The following is a 16,532-nucleotide window of genomic DNA, read 5'->3' on the forward strand; positions in this document are numbered from 1 at the left end:
CTCAGTCGGAGACGGGGCCGGAGCCGGACGCGGAGGTCGGAAGATCAGCCGGCTTGCGCAGGTAGATGATCACGCTCTTGCCGAAGACCGGGTTGAGCACCTGCTCGCCGACGCGGGTGAGCTTGGGCGCCGACATCATGTCCCACACCAGGAGTTTGTGGTAGGCCTTGACCAACGGATTGTTGTTGTTCTCCACTCCCACAGCACATTTGAGCCACCAGTAAGGCGCGTGCAGCGCGTGGGCGTGACCGGTGCCGGTCACCTCCAGACCCGCGGCACTGAGCTTTCCGGCCAGTTCCGACGCCTTGTAGATGCGCACGTGCCCACCCTCGTTGGCGTGGTACTCGTCAGAGAACGTCCAGCACACCTTTTCCGGCCAATACCGCGGAACGGTCACAGCGGCCAGACCGCCGGGCGCCAGGATCCGGGCCATCTCGGAGATGGCGTCGGTGTCGTCAGGGATGTGTTCGAGGATCTCCGACATGAGCACCACGTCGAACTCCCCGTCACCGTAGGGAAGCCGCAGTGCGTCACCGACCTCGGCGCGGGCCTTGGCCGAAGCCGGTACCTGCCCCTCGGCGATCATCGCGTCGAACATCTCGGCGACCTCGGACATGTCGCTCTCGGACTGATCGAATGCGATCACATCGGCGCCGCGCCGGAACATCTCGAACGAGTGCCGCCCCTGCCCCGCACCGATATCGATGGCCTTGGTGTTCGGTCCTACGCCCAGTCGATCAAAATCAACGGTTAGCAACGCTGCCTCCTCGAGCAAACTGATCGATCGCTTTTTGATAGTTCTCAGCCGTTTTCGCGGCGACCGCCGCCCAGCTGTAACGCTCTTCCACCCTTGCCCGGCCACCTTCGCCGAGGCGGGTGCGCAGCTCGGAGTCGTCGAGCAGTCTGCCCAGCGCCTCGGCCAGGGCACCTGAATCCATCGGTGGTACCAGCAGCGCCGCTTCTTCCTGCTCGCCGACCACTTCGGGGATCGCTCCGGCGCGGGTGGCGACCAGCGGCGTACCGCAGCTCATCGCTTCCACCGCCGGCAACGAGAAGCCTTCGTAAAGCGAAGGCACACAAGCCACTTCGGCCGATGCCAGGAGTTCGGCGAGCTCGTCGTCGTCCAGGCCGGACACCACCTGCACGCTGTCGCGGATGGCCAGCTGATCGATCCGGGTGTCCGACGGACCGCCCTCGACCAACTTGGACACCAGGACCAGTTCGACCTGCCGTTCCGCCCGCACCTTCGCGACCGCTTCGAGAAGATACGAGACCCCCTTGAGCGGGGCATCAGCACTGGCAACACAGACGATGCGCCCGGCGACCCGCTCCGGCGACGGCCGGAACTGTTCGGTGTTCACACCCAGCGGGATGGTGGTGAGCCGGCCCTCCGGAATGGCGAAAGCCTTGCGGATGTCGACCTCGCTGCTGCGAGACACCGTGAGCAGCCGGGGAATTCGCCGGGCGACGCGGCCCTGCATCCGCAGGAATGCGTGCCAGCGGCGGGCCGTCAGCTTGCGCCACCCCTTGGCCGCCTTCACGGCGAGTTCGCGATCACGGGTGATCGGGTGGTGGATGGTCGCGACCACGGGCAGACCACTGCGTTCGATCTGCAGCAGGCCGTACCCCAGGCACTGGTTGTCGTGCACCACGTCGAAATCGTCGGTGCGGCGACGCAGGAGACGAGCCGCACGAAGACTGAACGTCAGCGGCTCAGGGAACCCTGCCGTCCACATCGTCAGCACCTCGAGGGCATCGATCCAGCTCTTGATCTCCCACGGCCATGGCGTCCGGAACGGATTGACGTCGTTGTAGAGGTCGAGGCTCGGCACCTTGGTCAGGGTGACGCCGGCAGCGACCGCCTCATCGTCGAGATCGGGGTAGGGCTGCCCGGAGAAGACCTCGACCTGATGGCCCAGCAATGCGAGTTCCCGCGAAAGGTGGCGCACGTAGACGCCCTGTCCTCCGCAGTGTGGCTTACTCCGGTAAGACAGCAGTGCTATGCGCATTGGGACCTTTCATACCGGGCCATTCTTGGCCGTAACGTTAGCTGCCCGGTACCTGCCTCGCTCACCGGCGAAAAAGGGGGCACACCGATGACGTCGGTCCTCGGACCGCGCCGCATCACCACGACCACTAGGCCCTTGCCGCCGATTCCATCGCCTCGATGCTGACGAACTTGATCCGGCGCCTTCCGGCTTCCTTGCCCGCGGTCCGTTCGGCGAGGTCGATCTTCTTCCATCCCGACCCGTCCACCCGGCCCGCGCCACGTTCGGCGATGAGATCCGGGATCTGCTCGCGCGACTTGGCCGGTTCGGAAAGTCTGCCCTCGGTGAAGTCGGCGATCACTGCCAACGCCGTCTCCTGACCGCAGATCCGGTTCATTCCGATGCCACCGGTGGCGCCTCGCTTGATCCAGCCCGCGACGTACACGCCTTCCACGGGACTGCCCCCGCGGGCGTCGAGCACGCGGCCCGACTCGTTGGGGACCACACCCTGGGCACCGTCGAACGGCAGGCCGTCCAGCGGCAGCCCGGTGTAGCCGATGGCGCGCAACACCATGCCGGCCTTCAGGTCGAACTCTTCACCGGTCGGCGTGATCGCGACACGTCCCGATGCGGGCCTGGGCGATTGGCCGGCGTGATCAGCACTTTCGTCGGGCGCATTCACGAACTCGTTGCGCACACAGCGGACGGTTTCGACGCCGTCCGACCCTTCGATGGCCACCGGTGAGACGAGGTATCGGAACACCACGCGCTTGTTGCCGTCGGTCGGGGTGCGCTGCGCGAACTCCTCGGCGATGCGCACCTTGGTTGCGATGGTCGAATCGAGGGTGCCGGCGTCGCGGGCTTCCTGACTCGCGGCATCCAGGACCAGCTCGTCGGGGTCGATGATGACGTCGACCCCGGGCATGTCCCCCATCGCAAGGAACTCGGAGTTCGTGTACGCGCCCTGTGCGATACCGCGCCTGCCCAGCAGCACGACCTCTCGGACGTTGCTGGAGCGCAACTTGTCCAGCGCGTGATCGGCGATGTCGGTCTTGGCCAGCCGGTCGGGGTCGTCGAGGAGGATCCGGGCGACGTCGAGCGCCACGTTGCCGTTGCCGACGATCACCGCGCGCTCGGCCGACAGGTCGAAGTCGCGGTCCGCGTGATCGGGGTGACCGTTGTACCAGGCCACGAAGTCGGTGGCGGCGATGGAGCCGGGCAGGTCTTCACCGTCGATACCGAGGTGCTTGTCTGTGGAGGCACCATGGGCGTAGATGACCGCACCGTAGTGGTCCAGCAGCTCATCGTGGTCGAGGTGCTTACCCACCTCCACGTTGAGGTAATACTCGAACGTGCGCTTGGCGGCGGTGGCCGCGAACGTCTTCTCCACACCCTTGGTAGACGGATGGTCCGGTGCCACACCCGCACGCACGAGCCCGTACGGCGTCGGCAGACGATCGAACATGTCCACCTTGATGGCGGAGTGCTTCACGAGTTCTTCGGCGGCGTAGAACGCAGCGGGCCCAGCACCCACGATCGCCACGTGGAGTTCCTTGCCTGCGGGCAGTGGGGGCTTCTTGCGGGGTGCGACCAGACCACCCGACACGTCGTGGTCGGTGTAGTAGTCGGCATTGATCTGCAGGTAACGCTCTTGGCCCTCGTCGAGCGAGTCGTCGGGGAAGATCGCCTCCACCGGGCACTCATCGATGCAGGCACCGCAGTCGATGCAGGTGTCGGGATCGATGTACAACATTTCCGCGCTGGCGAACTCGGGTTCATCCGGTGTCGGATGAATACAGTTCACCGGGCAGACACTGATGCAACTGGCATCGTTGCAGCAAGGCTGCGTGATCACGTGCGCCATACGCCTTCAACCTCAGTACTCTCGGCGTTCCCCGAAAATGGAACGTGTTCCAATTTTTACTTGAATTTACCTCAGTCGCCAATACCCACCGAAGGCAAGCGTAGTTCTCTGCTCGCAGGCGGCAACAATTCAGACCGCCGACTGAGACACTTTAGGACGTCAGTCCCATTGGCGGTAGTGCCGACCCCGCTCCAGATGAAGCAACCTATGCTGCCCATTTGGGATCGAGTCCTGCCCGAGGCTCATCCCGCAGCGGACATCGTCCCAACCGAAGGAACCCGGTGAGCCCAGACAAATCGACCATCGATCCGACCGACGTCGCGATGATTCCGGCAGATCTACCGGAACGCAAGGAAGACGCGAGCTACTTCGAGTCGAACTACCGGGTGCGAACCGGTGATGTCGACCAGGAGATGCGGCTGCGCCTCGATGGCCTGAGCCGCTACCTGCAGGACATAGCGAACGACAACATCGAGGCCACAGCCTTTCACACCAGCGACCCCTACTGGATCGTGCGACGCACCGTCATCGACGTGATCCGCCCGGTGTCGTGGCCGGGCAACGTGACCCTGCAGCGGTGGTGCGGCGCCCTGTCGACCCGGTGGACGAACATGCGCGTGCGGGTGACATCGGTCCACGAGACCAACCGCTTCAACCCCGAGCCCCGCGAGGACGGCCTGATCGAGACCGAGGCGTTCTGGATCAACGTCAACGACCAGGGCATGCCGACACGGCTGACCGACGAGGCCTTCGAGATGCTCAGTCAGACCACCGACGAGCACCGCCTGCGGTGGAAGTCGATGAACACCGCCCCGGTGCCCGAGGCATCGGACAGCGACCGCGTACACGTCTTGCGCGCCACCGACTTCGACCCGTTCAAGCACCTGAACAACGCCGCCTACTGGGCTGCGGTCGAAGACGAGCTCCTCGACCACCCCGACCTGGTGGACGCCCCGCACCGGGCCGTCATCGAATATCTACGAGCGGTCACGCCGGCGGCCACGGTCACCATCCGGCGAGAGCGTGTCGGCGATCAGCTGCGCATGTGGCTGATCGTCGAGGATCAGGTTGCTGCGACGGTCTCCGTCACCAAGCGACCCTGACGTGCGTTCAGGGCCTACTGTCCGCCGCCGAGAAGCAGCTCCATGAGTTTGGTCGGCGCGGCGCACGGGTCTCCGATCGGTGTGGAACTGCGCGGCTCGACCCACCAGGTGTAGACGCCACGGTCGGGTGAACGGGCGGTGACGCCGCACGCAGCCGGACGGGCCGGATTGCGCTGCGTGAATGCGGTGACGCTGGCGACCTTGATGTTCTCGGTGGTGTAACCGAGCTCTTTGGCGGTCGACTTCTCGACTTCGATGTCGCCCCACTCGAACCAGTTGAAGGTGACGTCGGTGATGACCGGACCGACCACCACCCAACGGCAGATCGCGCCGAAGAATCCGGGCTCGGCGATGGACCCGCCGACGGCCTTGCCGATGGCCTCCGGTGTCAGCATCTCGCACTCGTACATCAGGCCGTCGAACCGATCGGTGTCGACGTTGCCGTCGGACGTACCGTCGCCGCCACCGATCGAGGTGGCATCACCGTCGACCGCGCGCGTGCACCCGGCCGACAACGCGACCACTGCGAGCAGAGCCAGGATCAGAGGAACAACCTTGCGCCGGGTCATGAGGCGTTCTCGATCGACTGGGCGGACAACGTCTTCGCGGCCGCGCAGATGTCGTCGTCGGACGGGGTGCTCTGACCGTCTTCGGGCAGACCGTAGGAGATCGACCATTCGAAGAAGTCCGCCCCGAAAGCGATGCCGATCTCGCAGATGCCGGTACTCGATCCCATGAAGCCACTGTGACCGTCGATCGTGATGTCCTCGACCGAATCGCGGGACAACTGGATGGTGGCGCGTTCCCGCCCGATGGGGCTGCCGCGGTACCAGTTGAAGGAGAACTGGGGTCCGAGTTGGTCTTGCGAGGTGACCCACTCGCACACCGACGGGTTGTTCACCGTGTTGGTGAGGCCGGCGACCTTGGTCACCCGCGCGACGTCGTCGGTGGTGACTCCCCCGCACTCACCGAAGAACGGCCCTTCGCCGGCCTTGCCGGGTGCGCTCTCGGTCTCCGTCGTGGGGCTGTCGTCGTTCGGGCCGCCGTCGGTGCAGCCGGTCAGCACCAGCATCACGGCCACGAGCAAGACCACCACGTAGCGCAGCGGAGCTCGCCCTCGTCTCAGACCGGTTCCCGTCGGCTTGCCACCCCTGGAGTCCACAGGTTGCAGTGTAGAGATGCCGCTGCCGATGTCGGGGTGTGTCTGCATGCCGCTTGTACCCATGCGACGTCAACGTCCGCGCAGTCGGTCGGTCTCTCGCCGTTCCCGCTTGGTCGGTCTACCGGCTCCGCGGTCACGTAGGGGCAGCGCCGACGACAGTTCCTTGGGTGGTGGCGGCGGGCTGCGGTCGATCAGACACTCGGCGGCCACCGACGGTCCGACCCGTTTGGACACCACCCTGGTGACCTCGACGATCCGCTCGCGTCCCGCTGCCCGAACCCGGACCTCGTCCCCGACGGCGACGTGTTGCGCGGGTTTGGCGGTGGTTCCGTTCACCCGGACGTGCCCCGCCCGGCACGCGGATGCTGCCGCCGATCGTGTCTTGGTCAGCCGGACCGACCAGATCCAGCTGTCGACGCGGGTACTGGGCTCAGCCATGACGCCCGCCTACTTGCGCAGCAGCGTCCAGGCCGCGCCGCCTCCCACGACAAGCCCCACGATGACTGCAAGCCAGAAGTTCGTCAGCAGCCACAGGACGCCGAACACCACGATCGCCGGACTGAGTGCGAACACCACCAGTCCGGGATGGGCGGCGACCGTCTGCCTCACTGCGTTGCGTCTGGCTGGGTCAATCTCTCTGCCCATGGTTCCTCCTCGACCTCACACCCCGGCTTGACGCCCGTGCGTCCGAGTCTGCGAGCCCACGCTGTGCTGCTCCGGCGAAGAGCGCAGGACCTCGATGTCGTCGAGTGCGTAGGGAGGCTGCCCGACGCCGACGATGCGCACAGAGCCCCATGGCGTGATCTCGGTGAGACGGGCCGGGACCCCGTCGCGTGTGTCGACGGCGACGAGGACGTCGCGGGCGCGGGCCTCCTTGAGCTCTCGGACTGATTCTCCGAATGCGATTCCGGCCCAGTGGTAGTGGCCGTCGAGAGGGTCGAAATAGCCGCCTACCCGGATGCGGCAGGCGACCGACTCGAGGTCGTGCTCGATGACGGCAGCGCCGTCGTAGATGTCCTCGTCGTCGTGCGCCGACCGGTAGTCGTAGTCCGCGGGGTCGAAGCGCTTCAGCTTTCGGATCAGCTTGCGTCCGCCGCCGTGGTTGGCCGCGGCGTATCCGGCCCACGACCGGGCGATGGGTGCCCGAACTCGCATCTCGTCGGCCCCCGCAACGATCATCTCCTCGATCGCCGAGACGATGTAGCCGGCCACCAGCCGCGCGGGTGCGGTTGCGTCCCCCGTGTAGAACACGTTGGGCTGCCGAGGATCTGCCACCCCCAGGAAGGTGCCTGCCGGGGCCGGCGTCGACGTCACCACCACGTCGGCAGGGTGATCACCGGCGGAGTCCGCGGCCACCTCGATCTCCAACGGCGACGCCCGCAACAGATCACGGACGGCGACGAGTACGGGTCCGGTGCCCTCGAACCCCACCGTCAGCGCACTCATTCGAGAAATCCGGCCCGGCGCCACAGCCTGCGCGAGAACCTCGTCATGAGCCCGTTCTCCTCGAGGAAAGCGGCCAGGCTCGAGAACCCGACGATCTGCATCTGCTGGAAGTTCGGATTGCTTCGGGCCGCGGCCGTCGCCTCCTGCCGGTCGAGGCCGGCTCGCGCGTACATCGCCGAGTTGGTGAACAGATACTTGAAGCGCAGTGCGGCGAGACCATGCAGGTTGGCCGCCACGAACGTCTCCCAGCGGCTTCGTACGGCGCGACGGCGGACCACCGCGTCACGGGCGAATCCGATGTGGCGGGATTCCTCGGTGACATGGATGCGCATCAGGCGTGACACCAGCGGCTGCAACTCGGGATCGTCGAGCATCTCGCGCTGCAAGGCGTCGAAGATCTCCTCTCCCACCAGCGCCGCGACCCACAACAGCGACCCCCGCATCGCGAAGGGCAGCATCGTCATGATCAACCGCTCCCACCACAGCAGTCCGTAGGGCCGGGCGCCGCTTCGTTCGATGGCGCGCCCGAACATCACCATGTGCCGGCATTCGTCACCCATCTCGGTGAGGGCGTAGTGGGTTTGCGCCGATGCAGGGTCCTCGGACAAAAGCCGTTGCAGCAGCGCCCGATTCAGGAGGTTCTCGAACCAGATCCCGACCGAGAGGATGTTGGCCATCTCCTGCCGCGAGACCTCGATCCACTGCTCTTCGGTCAGGCTGTTCCACAGTTCGGTGCCGTAGAGACTGCACACCCGCGGTGGGAGGAAGTACTTGTCCGGGTCGAGCGGGGCATCCCAATCCAGGTCGACGACCGGGGAATACGAGCGTTTGACCGAACCCGCCAGCAATCTGGTCGCGATGGCTTCTCGTGCTGGTGCTGACATCGAGCCTCCTAGCTCTCAGGTGTTCCCGACGCTAGGCCCCTGCCGTGAATGTGTCAATGATCACTGTGCCATGCACGGGCGGCAACGGCGCCACGGATACGGAGACGCGAAAACGCCCGCTCGTCTCCTGTTGAATGGGGGCATGTCCAGCGACGTCAGACCCGACCCGATCGCCGAGGCCCGGAAGAACTGGGAGAACGCCGGCTGGGGTGATGTGGCCGGCGGTATGCAGGCGGTGACCTCGGTGATGCGGGTGCACCAGATCTTGCTGGCGAGGGTGGAATCGGTACTCAAGCCCTGGGAATTGAGCTTCTCGCGGTTCGAGCTCCTCCGGCTGCTGGCCTTCAGCCGCCGCGGTGCACTGCCCATCACCAAGGCGAGCGACCGGCTTCAGGTACACGTCACCTCGGTGACGCATGCGATCCGTCGCCTCGAGGAATCCGGTCTCGTCAGGCGGGTGCCGCACCCCACCGACGGCCGCACCACTCTGGTCGAGATCACCGAATCAGGCCGCACGACAGTCGAAGAGGCAACCCTCGCCCTCAACCGAGAGGTCTTCGGCGACGTGGGGATGACCGAGGCGCAATCGGCGGCATTGGTCAAATCGATCAATGCCGTCCGAAAGCACTCGGGCGACATCTGAGCGCTAGATCATCGAGCGCATCATGCCCTGGGGCTCACCGCCGAGCTGAGTGAGCGCCGACGCGTGGAAGATCGAACCCGGCACGTGGATGGCGTGGGCGAGTCCGGCGTGCGCATCACGAAAGAACCTCTGCATGGGGAACTTCCGGTGCAGTGCGCCGCCGCCCGACCGCGCGAAGATCTCGTCGACCGCCCGCACCGCCCGCCAGGCAGCAGCGGTCTGGGTGCGCCGCCCGATGGCCCGCTCGTCGAACGAGATCTCTTTGCCCGCCTCGGTTTTGTCGTAGAAACGATCCACCGTCTCGAGCAGAGCGGCCCGCGACGCCGCGATCTCGGCGGCCGACTCGCCGATGGCATAGAGGACGTACGGATCCTCCTTGATCTTCTGGCCGGTGATGGCCACTCGGTCTCGTTGCGCCGCAATGTGACACGCCAGCGCACCCTCGGCGATACCGATCACCGCCGACGTGATGCCAAGGGGGAACATACAACTGAACGGCATCAGGTAGGTCGACTCGGTGCGACCGGCCGCCCGCGGCGCACTACCGTCCATCACGTCTGCCGAGTCGAGAGTCCGGTAGGTCGGGATGAAGGCGCCGTCGACCACCACATCCTTCGAGCCGGTACCACGCAGGCCCACCACATCCCACGAGTCATCGATGATGGTGTAGTCGGCACGGGGCAGGAAGACGTGCAGGATGGTCGGCGGCATGACCGGCTTGCCGTCTGCGTCGCCCACGATCGCCCCTAGGACGATCCAATCGCAGTGGTCGGTGCCGGACGAGAACGACCAACGGCCTTCGAGCACATACCCGCCGTCGACCGGCTTGGCCACACCCATCGGCGCATAGGGCGAGGCCACCCAGGTGTCGGGGTCGTCGCCCCAGATCTCTTCCTGCACCTTGGGGTCGGCGAACGCCAACTCCCACGGGTGCACTCCGACGATTCCGGACACCCAGCCCGCGGCCCCGTCCATGGCCGCGACGCCCATGACCGTCTCGGCGAACTCACGGGGGTGGACAGCCAGCCCGCCGTGCTCGACCGGCTGCAGGAGCCGGATCACTCCCGACTCCCGCAACCGCTGCGCGGAGGAATCCGGCAGGCGCATCAACTCGTCGCCTTCGACACCCGCAGCGCGGATCTCCTCGGCATGTTCTTCGATCCGGTCGAGCACCTGACCCATGACCACTCCATTCGCAAGAAAACTAGAACACGTTCTACTCTAGCGAACTCGAATGGCCGGACGAGGCAAAACGCTCTCCCGGGCTACGCGTTGTCCCCGAAGATCGACTTGACCTCCAAGAACTCCTCCATGCCGAACTTCCCGAACTCGCGGCCGTTACCCGACTGCTTGTAACCACCGAACGGTGAATCCATGGCCAGCGGGGCACCGTTGATGTGCACGGTTCCGGTGCGCATCTTGCGGGCGACCTTGCGCGCGCGATCGGTGTCCGCGGACGAGACCATGCCGCCGAGCCCGTAGCTCGAGTCGTTGGCGATGCGGACTGCGTCGTCTTCGTCCTGATATCCGATGAGCACCATCACCGGACCGAAGATCTCCTCGCGGGCGATGGTCATGTCGTTGGTGACGTTCGCGAACACCGTCGGCTTGACGAAGTACCCGACGTCGACGCCGTCCGGGCGGCCCGAACCACCGACGACCACGTCGGCTCCCTCGTCGACACCGGTTTCGATGAGCCGCTGGATCTTGTCGAACTGAGCCTGCGAGACCACCGGTCCGATCTGCGTGTTCTCGTCCGCGGGCGATCCGACCACGATCTTGGCCGCCGTCTCCTTGGCGATCTCAGCTGCCTCGGCCATCCGCCCGGCCGGAACGAGGATGCGTGATCCCGCGTTGCACGACTGGCCCGAGTTGACCACCATCGCCGCGACATCACGCGCCACGGAGTCGGCCAGCGCCTCGTCGTCGAGGATGATGTTGGCGGACTTGCCGCCGAGTTCCTGCGCCACACGCTTGACCGTGGGAGCCGCATTCCTGGCCACCTCGATGCCCGCGCGAGTGGACCCGGTGAACGAGACCATGTCGACCTCCGGATGCGAGGACAACGCCACACCCACGGTCGGGCCGTCGCCGTTGACCAGGTTGAACACGCCCGGCGGCACGCCCGCCTCATCGAGGATCTCGGCGAACACCAGTCCGCTGAGCGGGGCGATCTCGGACGGCTTGAGCACCACGGTGCAGCCGGCGGCCAGAGCCGGGGCCACCTTGGCGCCGATCTGGTTCAGCGGCCAGTTCCAGGGGGTGATCAGTGCGCAGACGCCGACCGGTTCGCGGACCACCGTGGTGGAGTTGACCTTCTCCTCGAACTCGAAGTTCTTCAGTGCTTCCAGGCCGAACATGAGATGCCCCAGGCCGGCCGGAGCCTGCGCTCCCTGCGCGAGACTCACCGGAGCACCCATCTCGATGCTGACCGCTTCGGCGAGGTCGCCGAGACGCCGCGAGTACACCTCGATGATCTTCTCCAACAACGAGATACGCTCTTCGCGGGTGGTCTCGGAGAACGTCTCGAACGCCTTGCGCGCCGCCGCGACAGCGTGTTCGACATCCTTCTCGTCGCCGAGGGCGATCGTCGCGACGACCTCTTCGGTTGCCGGGTTGATGACGTCGAGGGTCGAGGTGGACACCGGGTCCACCCACTGTCCGTCGATGTAGAACTTCTGCGTGTGGGTGGGTGCCATGGGGGTGCTCCTCGGGATCGTCGGCGGGCGTCCCTCCCATCATTCACGCATCGGCCGATTCAGCGGGCAAAACGGCCGTACTAGCGTTCGGTCGGTCGACCATCCCGCACCCGAAGGCGGCGTTTCAACGCAACGCTTTGCGTCTCAGCGCAGCGTTTCGATGATCGCGCTGAAGTCCTTACCGGCGTTGTCCTGCGCGAAGTCCGCGTACAGGGTGGCCGCGTGCTCTCCGAGCGGTGCGATCGCGCCGGTTGACTCCACCGCCGCCATCGCCAACCCCAGGTCTTTGTTCATCAGCGCGGTGGCGAACCCCGGCTTGAAGTCGTTGTTGGCCGGAGAGGTCGGCACCGGACCCGGAACCGGGCAGTTGGTGTGCACGGCCCAGCAGTTTCCGGTGGCGCCGGTGATCACGTCGTACAACGCCTGCGCCTCGAGACCCAGCTTCTCCGCGAGGACAAACGCCTCTCCGATCGCGATCTGCTGAACCGCTAGCACCATGTTGTTGCAGACCTTGGCGGCCTGGCCGCTCCCGGCGTCGCCGCAATGGATGACCTTTCCGGCCATCGGTTCCAAGATCGTCTGGGCCGCGACAAACGCTTCCTCGGTGCCTCCGACCATGAAGGCGAGCGTCCCGGCGTCGGCACCCTTCACACCACCGGAGACCGGGGCATCGATCTGCGCGAACCCGTGATCGTCGGCGTGCTGGTGGATCTTGCGGGCGTCGTCGACCGAGATGGTGGAGCTGTCGATCAGCAGCGCACCGGTCTTCGCACCGGGCAGGATCTGCTCGTAGCACTCGATGACGGCCTTGCCGTGCGGGAGCATGGTGATCACCACGTCGGCGTCGGCAACTGCCTCGATGCCTCCGGCGAACACCTCCACACCGTTTTCCTTGGCAGCCACTGCCGCCTCGGGCGACGGATCGTATCCGTGTACGGTGTGCCCGGCCTTGACCAGATTCTTTGCCATGGGTCCGCCCATGTGGCCCAGACCGAGGAACGCGATGGTGCTCATAGGTATTGCCCCTTTGTCGACTTGTCCGCCTCTGCGCGGCCGATCACAACCCGCATGATCTCGTTGGTTCCCTCCAGTATTCGGTTCACCCGGAGGTCTCGGACGATTTTCTCCAGACCGTACTCACGCAGGTATCCGTATCCGCCGTGCAACTGCAGCGCCTGATCGGCGACGTCGAAGCAGGTGTCGGTCACATACCGCTTGGCCATCGCGCAGAGCTCGACCTTGTCGGGATGACCGGCGTCGAGCGCATCGGCGGCCCGCCACAGGATGAGGCGGGCGGTCTCCAGCGACGTGGCCATGTCGGCAAGCGTGAACCGGATGGTCGGTTCGTCGATCAGCTTGCCGCCGAACGCTTCTCGGTCGGACACGTAGGTGATGGCCTTGTTGTAGGCCGCCTGGGCACCACCCAGCGAACATGCGGCGATGTTGATACGGCCACCGTTGAGTCCGTTCATCGCGATGCCGAAGCCCGTACCCTCCACCCCACCGAGGAGATTGGCCGCCGGTACCCGCGCGTCCTCCATGATGACCTGAGCGGTGGGCTGCGCGTTCCAGCCCATCTTCTGCTCGTTGGCGCCGAACGAGAGTCCCGGCGTGTTCGCAGGGACGATGAACGTCGAGATCCCCTTTGGACCCTCCGCACCCGTACGGGCCATCACGATGTACACGTCAGAGACGCCGCCGCCGGAGATGAACTGCTTGACCCCGTTCAGCAGGTAGTCGTCGCCGTCGCGAACTGCCTTGGTACGCAGTGCCGCAGCGTCACTTCCGGCAGCAGGTTCGGTCAGGCAGTAGCTGGCGACGGCCTCCATCGAGGCCATTTTGGCCGCCCATGTGGTGCGCTGATCGTCCGTGCCGTACGAGTCGACCATCCACGTGCACATGTTGTGGATCGACAGAAAGGCCGCCGTGGTGGGATCAGCCTTCGCCAGTTCCTCGAAGATCCGTACGCCGTCGATCCGCCGCAGACCGCTTCCGCCCACGTCTTCGCTCGTGTAGATGCCCGCCATGCCGAGTTCGGCGGCCTCGCGAAGCTCCTCGACCGGGAAGTGCTTGCGCTCATCCCAGTCGAGGGCGTGTGGCTCGAGCCTCTTGCGCGCGAACGCCGAGGCAGTGTCGACGATGACCTTGTCATCGTCATCCATGTCGAAAGACACCGGCCGGTCTCTCAGTCCATGGTCGGGATGACGAACTCGGCGCCATCCTTGATGCCGGACGGCCACCGAGTCGTGATGGTCTTGACCTTGGTGTAGAACTGGATCGCCGCCGGCCCGTGCTGGTTCAGATCGCCGAATCCGGAACGCTTCCAGCCACCGAAGGTGTGGTAGGCCACCGGCACCGGGATGGGCACGTTCACGCCCACCATGCCGCACTGGACGCGAGCGGTGAAGTCGCGGGCCGCGTCGCCGTCCTGGGTGAAGATCGCGACGCCGTTGCCGTACTCGTGCTCAGACGGAAGCGCAAGGGCCTCTTCGTAATCTGCGGCACGGACGATGCAGACGACCGGTCCGAAGATCTCGTCGGTGTAGATCGTCTGATCCTTCTTGACGTGATCGAAGAGGGTGGGCCCGATGAAGTAGCCCTCTTCCAGGCTCTGACCGTCGTAGGTCAGGTCGTCGGTCGTGCGCTCGCGGCCGTCGATGACCAGCTCGGCACCGGCGTCCACACCCTGCTGGATGTAGTCCTTGACGCGTTCGAGAGCAGCCTTGCTGACGAGGGGGCCGTAGTCGGCCTTGATGTCGAGGCTGTGGCCGACGCGCAGGGCGTTGACCTTGTCGACCAGCTTCTCGCGCAGACGATTTGCTGTGGCCTCACCCACGGGCACGGCCACCGAGATCGCCATGCAGCGCTCGCCGGCGCTGCCGTATCCGGCACCGATCAGTGCGTCGGCGACCTGATCGAGGTCGGCGTCAGGGAGGATGATCATGTGGTTCTTGGCGCCACCGAAGCACTGCGCGCGCTTGCCGTTCGCGGCCGCGTTGGAGTAGATGTACTGCGCGATGTCGGAGCTGCCGACGAAACCGTAGGCCTGGACGTCGTCGTTGTTGAGCAGTGCGTCGACGGCTTCCTTGTCGCCATGGATGACCTGGAACACGCCGGGCGGCAGTCCCGCCTCGAGGAACAACTCGGCCAGACGCACGGGCACCGACGGGTCACGCTCGGACGGCTTGAGGATGAACGCGTTTCCGGTCGCCAGCGCGGGGCCGGCCTTCCACAGCGGGATCATCGCCGGGAAGTTGAAGGGGGTGATGCCTGCGACCACACCGAGCGGCTGGCGTACCGAGTGCACGTCGATGCCGGTGCCGGCGCCTTCGGTGAACTCACCCTTGAGTAGATGCGGGATACCGATCGCGAACTCGATGACCTCGACGCCGCGCTGGATGTCGCCCTTCGCATCGGGAACGGTCTTGCCGTGCTCCTTGGAGAGCAGCTCGGCGAGTTCGTCCATGTTCTCGCCGACAAGTGCAACGAACTTCATCATCACGCGAGCGCGGCGCTGCGGGTTCCATGCAGCCCAGATCTTCTGCGCCTCGACTGCGCTGGCAACGGCGGCGTCGACCTCGGCCGTACTGGCGAGAGGAACGGTCGCCTGCACCTTGCCGGTGCTGGGGTCCATCACATCTGCGGTGCGCCCGCTGGTGCCGGCGAGCGGTGCGCCGTCCACAAAATGGTCGATTTGCCTGGTCATGGGGTCCTCACAAGTCATCTACTGCCGTGTTGTCCCCGTCACTATATACTAGGACTTCCTAGTAATGCGAGCCCCGGCAGCAGATGACCTGTTCGGAACTACCCGGTTTTGCGCCGGAACTGATGCGGGCCACCTTCAGGCCCGTGCTGACCGGACGCCTTGGATGCCGAATCCTTGTGATCGCCGGTGGGCAGATCGCGATTCTTCTTGCGTTCCAATGCTTCTCGGAACTTACGCTTGGTCTCTGAATCTTCGGCCATCGACTGCTCCTTTGCTTGAACATCGTCTCCCGGAGCGTATCGAGCCGAGCCGGCGATGTCAGGTGATTATCCCCGCACAGACGCGGTCCCCGCGCCGTACCGACACGTAGGCCACCAGACGACTCGATCCCCAGGCGGCGCGGACTGTGAAGTTGACCCGCCGATCGCTAAAATCGCTGATCGGGCACCCGACACCTACCGCAACATAGGGTACCCTCAGTTGCCGACGAGACCGGATGGAGAGAGAAGAAGATGTCTGTTGTGATCCTGTACGGCAGCGAGACCGGAACCGCCGAAGTGGTGTCCGATTCCATCTCCGACGTGCTGACCGAGAACCATGACGTGTCGATGTACGACATGTCCGAGTTCGCCGTCGAAGACCTCTCCGCCGAGGACTTCTATGTGGTGGTCTGCTCGACCTATGGCGAGGGCGAGCTGCCCACCGGAGCCGAGCCGTTCGCCGAGGCCCTCGACGACGAGAAACCCGCCCTCGACGGTCTCCGCTTTGCCATGTTCGGCCTCGGCGACAGCGTCTACGACGACACCTACAACCGCGGCGGCGAGATCATGGCCGAAAAGCTCACCGAACTCGGCGCCACCCAGGTGGGCGAGCACGGGCGCCACGATGCGTCGTCGAAGGTGAGCGCCAAGGTGCAGGCGGCCGAATGGGCACAGCAGATTTCTCCGCTCATCTCTCCCGCGCTGCGCTGACGCGCCCCGGGCGCCGGCACTGATCGGCGACTTCGAGGCACCTCCCGACAGCGACGATTACGCTGC

General features: G+C 65.4%; 18 protein-coding genes. 3 read left to right on the forward strand and 15 right to left on the reverse strand.

Annotation, left to right across the window (positions count from 1 at the left end; translation table 11 throughout):
- Position 1 precedes the first annotated feature (1 nt).
- The 3 genes from MVA47_RS22905 to MVA47_RS22915 all read right to left on the reverse strand — a co-directional run bounded on the left by MVA47_RS22905 (position 2) and on the right by MVA47_RS22915 (position 3,852).
- Positions 2-757, reverse strand: a complete 756-nt coding sequence (locus MVA47_RS22905; protein WP_247209990.1) for a class I SAM-dependent methyltransferase — start codon at positions 755-757, stop codon at positions 2-4.
- Positions 744-2,009: a glycosyltransferase family 4 protein gene (locus MVA47_RS22910; protein ID WP_247209991.1), complete on the reverse strand. Its 1,266-nt coding sequence runs from the start codon at positions 2,007-2,009 to the stop codon at positions 744-746. Before MVA47_RS22910 ends, MVA47_RS22905 begins: the two co-directional genes overlap by 14 nt.
- Positions 2,010-2,136: 127 nt before the next feature.
- Positions 2,137-3,852: an FAD-dependent oxidoreductase gene (locus tag MVA47_RS22915; RefSeq protein WP_247209992.1), complete on the reverse strand. Its 1,716-nt coding sequence runs from the start codon at positions 3,850-3,852 to the stop codon at positions 2,137-2,139.
- A 323-nt stretch (positions 3,853-4,175) separates the two neighbouring features.
- On the opposite strand from MVA47_RS22915, the gene MVA47_RS22920 reads away from it, so the two are divergent.
- Positions 4,176-4,955 carry an acyl-[acyl-carrier-protein] thioesterase gene (locus MVA47_RS22920; RefSeq protein ID WP_247211030.1) on the forward strand — a complete coding sequence of 260 codons (780 nt, stop codon included), beginning with the start codon at positions 4,176-4,178 and terminating at the stop codon, positions 4,953-4,955.
- 14 nt (positions 4,956-4,969) lie between these two features.
- Here the strand turns inward: MVA47_RS22920 and MVA47_RS22925 are convergent, their stop codons facing one another.
- The 6 genes from MVA47_RS22925 to MVA47_RS22950 form a co-directional block, all read right to left on the reverse strand.
- A complete protein-coding gene (locus MVA47_RS22925; protein ID WP_247209993.1) occupies positions 4,970-5,524 on the reverse strand; it encodes a DUF3558 domain-containing protein in 555 nt (184 codons plus the stop codon).
- Positions 5,521-6,117, reverse strand: coding sequence for a DUF3558 domain-containing protein (locus MVA47_RS22930; RefSeq protein ID WP_247209994.1), 597 nt, complete (start codon positions 6,115-6,117; stop codon positions 5,521-5,523). The genes MVA47_RS22925 and MVA47_RS22930 overlap by 4 nt, the downstream gene beginning before the upstream one ends.
- Positions 6,118-6,186: 69 nt before the next feature.
- On the reverse strand, positions 6,187-6,555 hold the full coding sequence (locus MVA47_RS22935; protein WP_247209995.1) for an RNA-binding S4 domain-containing protein: 369 nt from the start codon (positions 6,553-6,555) through the stop codon (positions 6,187-6,189).
- Positions 6,556-6,564: 9 nt separating this feature from the next.
- Positions 6,565-6,762 carry a hypothetical protein gene (locus tag MVA47_RS22940; protein WP_247209996.1) on the reverse strand — a complete coding sequence of 66 codons (198 nt, stop codon included), beginning with the start codon at positions 6,760-6,762 and terminating at the stop codon, positions 6,565-6,567.
- Positions 6,763-6,777: 15 nt separating this feature from the next.
- On the reverse strand, positions 6,778-7,563 hold the full coding sequence (locus MVA47_RS22945; protein ID WP_247209997.1) for a DUF4873 domain-containing protein: 786 nt from the start codon (positions 7,561-7,563) through the stop codon (positions 6,778-6,780).
- Positions 7,560-8,447, reverse strand: coding sequence for a diiron oxygenase (locus tag MVA47_RS22950; protein ID WP_247209998.1), 888 nt, complete (start codon positions 8,445-8,447; stop codon positions 7,560-7,562). The genes MVA47_RS22945 and MVA47_RS22950 overlap by 4 nt, the downstream gene beginning before the upstream one ends.
- A gap of 142 nt (positions 8,448-8,589) precedes the next feature.
- Here MVA47_RS22950 and MVA47_RS22955 point away from each other — a divergent pair, with 142 nt between their 5' ends.
- Complete coding sequence (locus MVA47_RS22955) at positions 8,590-9,090, forward strand: MarR family winged helix-turn-helix transcriptional regulator (protein ID WP_023954180.1); 501 nt, start codon at positions 8,590-8,592, stop codon at positions 9,088-9,090.
- Positions 9,091-9,093: 3 nt separating this feature from the next.
- Here MVA47_RS22955 and MVA47_RS22960 read toward each other — a convergent pair whose 3' ends face one another.
- The 6 genes from MVA47_RS22960 to MVA47_RS22985 all read right to left on the reverse strand — a co-directional run bounded on the left by MVA47_RS22960 (position 9,094) and on the right by MVA47_RS22985 (position 15,755).
- Positions 9,094-10,272 (reverse strand): acyl-CoA dehydrogenase family protein, encoded by a 1,179-nt coding sequence (locus tag MVA47_RS22960; protein ID WP_247209999.1) that lies wholly within the window; start codon positions 10,270-10,272, stop codon positions 9,094-9,096.
- Between the two features lie 83 nt (positions 10,273-10,355).
- A complete protein-coding gene (locus tag MVA47_RS22965; RefSeq protein ID WP_247210000.1) occupies positions 10,356-11,789 on the reverse strand; it encodes an aldehyde dehydrogenase family protein in 1,434 nt (477 codons plus the stop codon).
- 144 nt (positions 11,790-11,933) lie between these two features.
- The gene (gene mmsB / locus MVA47_RS22970) at positions 11,934-12,803 is read right to left on the reverse strand and encodes a 3-hydroxyisobutyrate dehydrogenase (RefSeq protein WP_247210001.1); all 870 of its coding nucleotides are present in this window, start codon (positions 12,801-12,803) and stop codon (positions 11,934-11,936) included.
- On the reverse strand, positions 12,800-13,951 hold the full coding sequence (locus MVA47_RS22975) for an acyl-CoA dehydrogenase family protein (RefSeq protein WP_247210002.1): 1,152 nt from the start codon (positions 13,949-13,951) through the stop codon (positions 12,800-12,802). The genes mmsB and MVA47_RS22975 overlap by 4 nt, the downstream gene beginning before the upstream one ends.
- A gap of 23 nt (positions 13,952-13,974) precedes the next feature.
- Positions 13,975-15,495 (reverse strand): CoA-acylating methylmalonate-semialdehyde dehydrogenase, encoded by a 1,521-nt coding sequence (locus MVA47_RS22980; protein ID WP_247210003.1) that lies wholly within the window; start codon positions 15,493-15,495, stop codon positions 13,975-13,977.
- Positions 15,496-15,593: 98 nt separating this feature from the next.
- Positions 15,594-15,755 (reverse strand): DUF5302 domain-containing protein, encoded by a 162-nt coding sequence (locus tag MVA47_RS22985; RefSeq protein ID WP_023954190.1) that lies wholly within the window; start codon positions 15,753-15,755, stop codon positions 15,594-15,596.
- Between the two features lie 252 nt (positions 15,756-16,007).
- Between MVA47_RS22985 and MVA47_RS22990 the strand changes: the two genes are divergently transcribed.
- A complete protein-coding gene (locus MVA47_RS22990; RefSeq protein ID WP_247210004.1) occupies positions 16,008-16,466 on the forward strand; it encodes a flavodoxin family protein in 459 nt (152 codons plus the stop codon).
- Positions 16,467-16,532: the final 66 nt, after the last annotated feature.

Source organism: Williamsia sp. DF01-3 (assembly GCF_023051145.1).
GTDB lineage: Bacteria > Actinomycetota > Actinomycetes > Mycobacteriales > Mycobacteriaceae > Williamsia.

Bases quoted from the DNA above. Each gene is read 5' to 3' on its own strand.
- MVA47_RS22950 (WP_247209998.1), bottom strand. From the start codon at position 8,447: ATGTCAGCACCAGCACGAGAAGCCATCGCGACCAGATTGCTGGCGGGT.
- MVA47_RS22920 (WP_247211030.1), top strand. From the start codon at position 4,176: ATGATTCCGGCAGATCTACCGGAACGCAAGGAAGACGCGAGCTACTTC.
- MVA47_RS22960 (WP_247209999.1), bottom strand. From the start codon at position 10,272: ATGGGTCAGGTGCTCGACCGGATCGAAGAACATGCCGAGGAGATCCGC.
- MVA47_RS22925 (WP_247209993.1), bottom strand. From the start codon at position 5,524: ATGACCCGGCGCAAGGTTGTTCCTCTGATCCTGGCTCTGCTCGCAGTG.
- MVA47_RS22945 (WP_247209997.1), bottom strand. From the start codon at position 7,563: ATGAGTGCGCTGACGGTGGGGTTCGAGGGCACCGGACCCGTACTCGTC.
- MVA47_RS22975 (WP_247210002.1), bottom strand. From the start codon at position 13,951: ATGGATGACGATGACAAGGTCATCGTCGACACTGCCTCGGCGTTCGCG.
- MVA47_RS22980 (WP_247210003.1), bottom strand. From the start codon at position 15,495: ATGACCAGGCAAATCGACCATTTTGTGGACGGCGCACCGCTCGCCGGC.
- MVA47_RS22990 (WP_247210004.1), top strand. From the start codon at position 16,008: ATGTCTGTTGTGATCCTGTACGGCAGCGAGACCGGAACCGCCGAAGTG.
- MVA47_RS22965 (WP_247210000.1), bottom strand. From the start codon at position 11,789: ATGGCACCCACCCACACGCAGAAGTTCTACATCGACGGACAGTGGGTG.
- MVA47_RS22985 (WP_023954190.1), bottom strand. From the start codon at position 15,755: ATGGCCGAAGATTCAGAGACCAAGCGTAAGTTCCGAGAAGCATTGGAA.
- MVA47_RS22910 (WP_247209991.1), bottom strand. From the start codon at position 2,009: ATGCGCATAGCACTGCTGTCTTACCGGAGTAAGCCACACTGCGGAGGA.
- MVA47_RS22935 (WP_247209995.1), bottom strand. From the start codon at position 6,555: ATGGCTGAGCCCAGTACCCGCGTCGACAGCTGGATCTGGTCGGTCCGG.
- MVA47_RS22915 (WP_247209992.1), bottom strand. From the start codon at position 3,852: ATGGCGCACGTGATCACGCAGCCTTGCTGCAACGATGCCAGTTGCATC.
- MVA47_RS22940 (WP_247209996.1), bottom strand. From the start codon at position 6,762: ATGGGCAGAGAGATTGACCCAGCCAGACGCAACGCAGTGAGGCAGACG.
- MVA47_RS22955 (WP_023954180.1), top strand. From the start codon at position 8,590: ATGTCCAGCGACGTCAGACCCGACCCGATCGCCGAGGCCCGGAAGAAC.
- mmsB (WP_247210001.1), bottom strand. From the start codon at position 12,803: ATGAGCACCATCGCGTTCCTCGGTCTGGGCCACATGGGCGGACCCATG.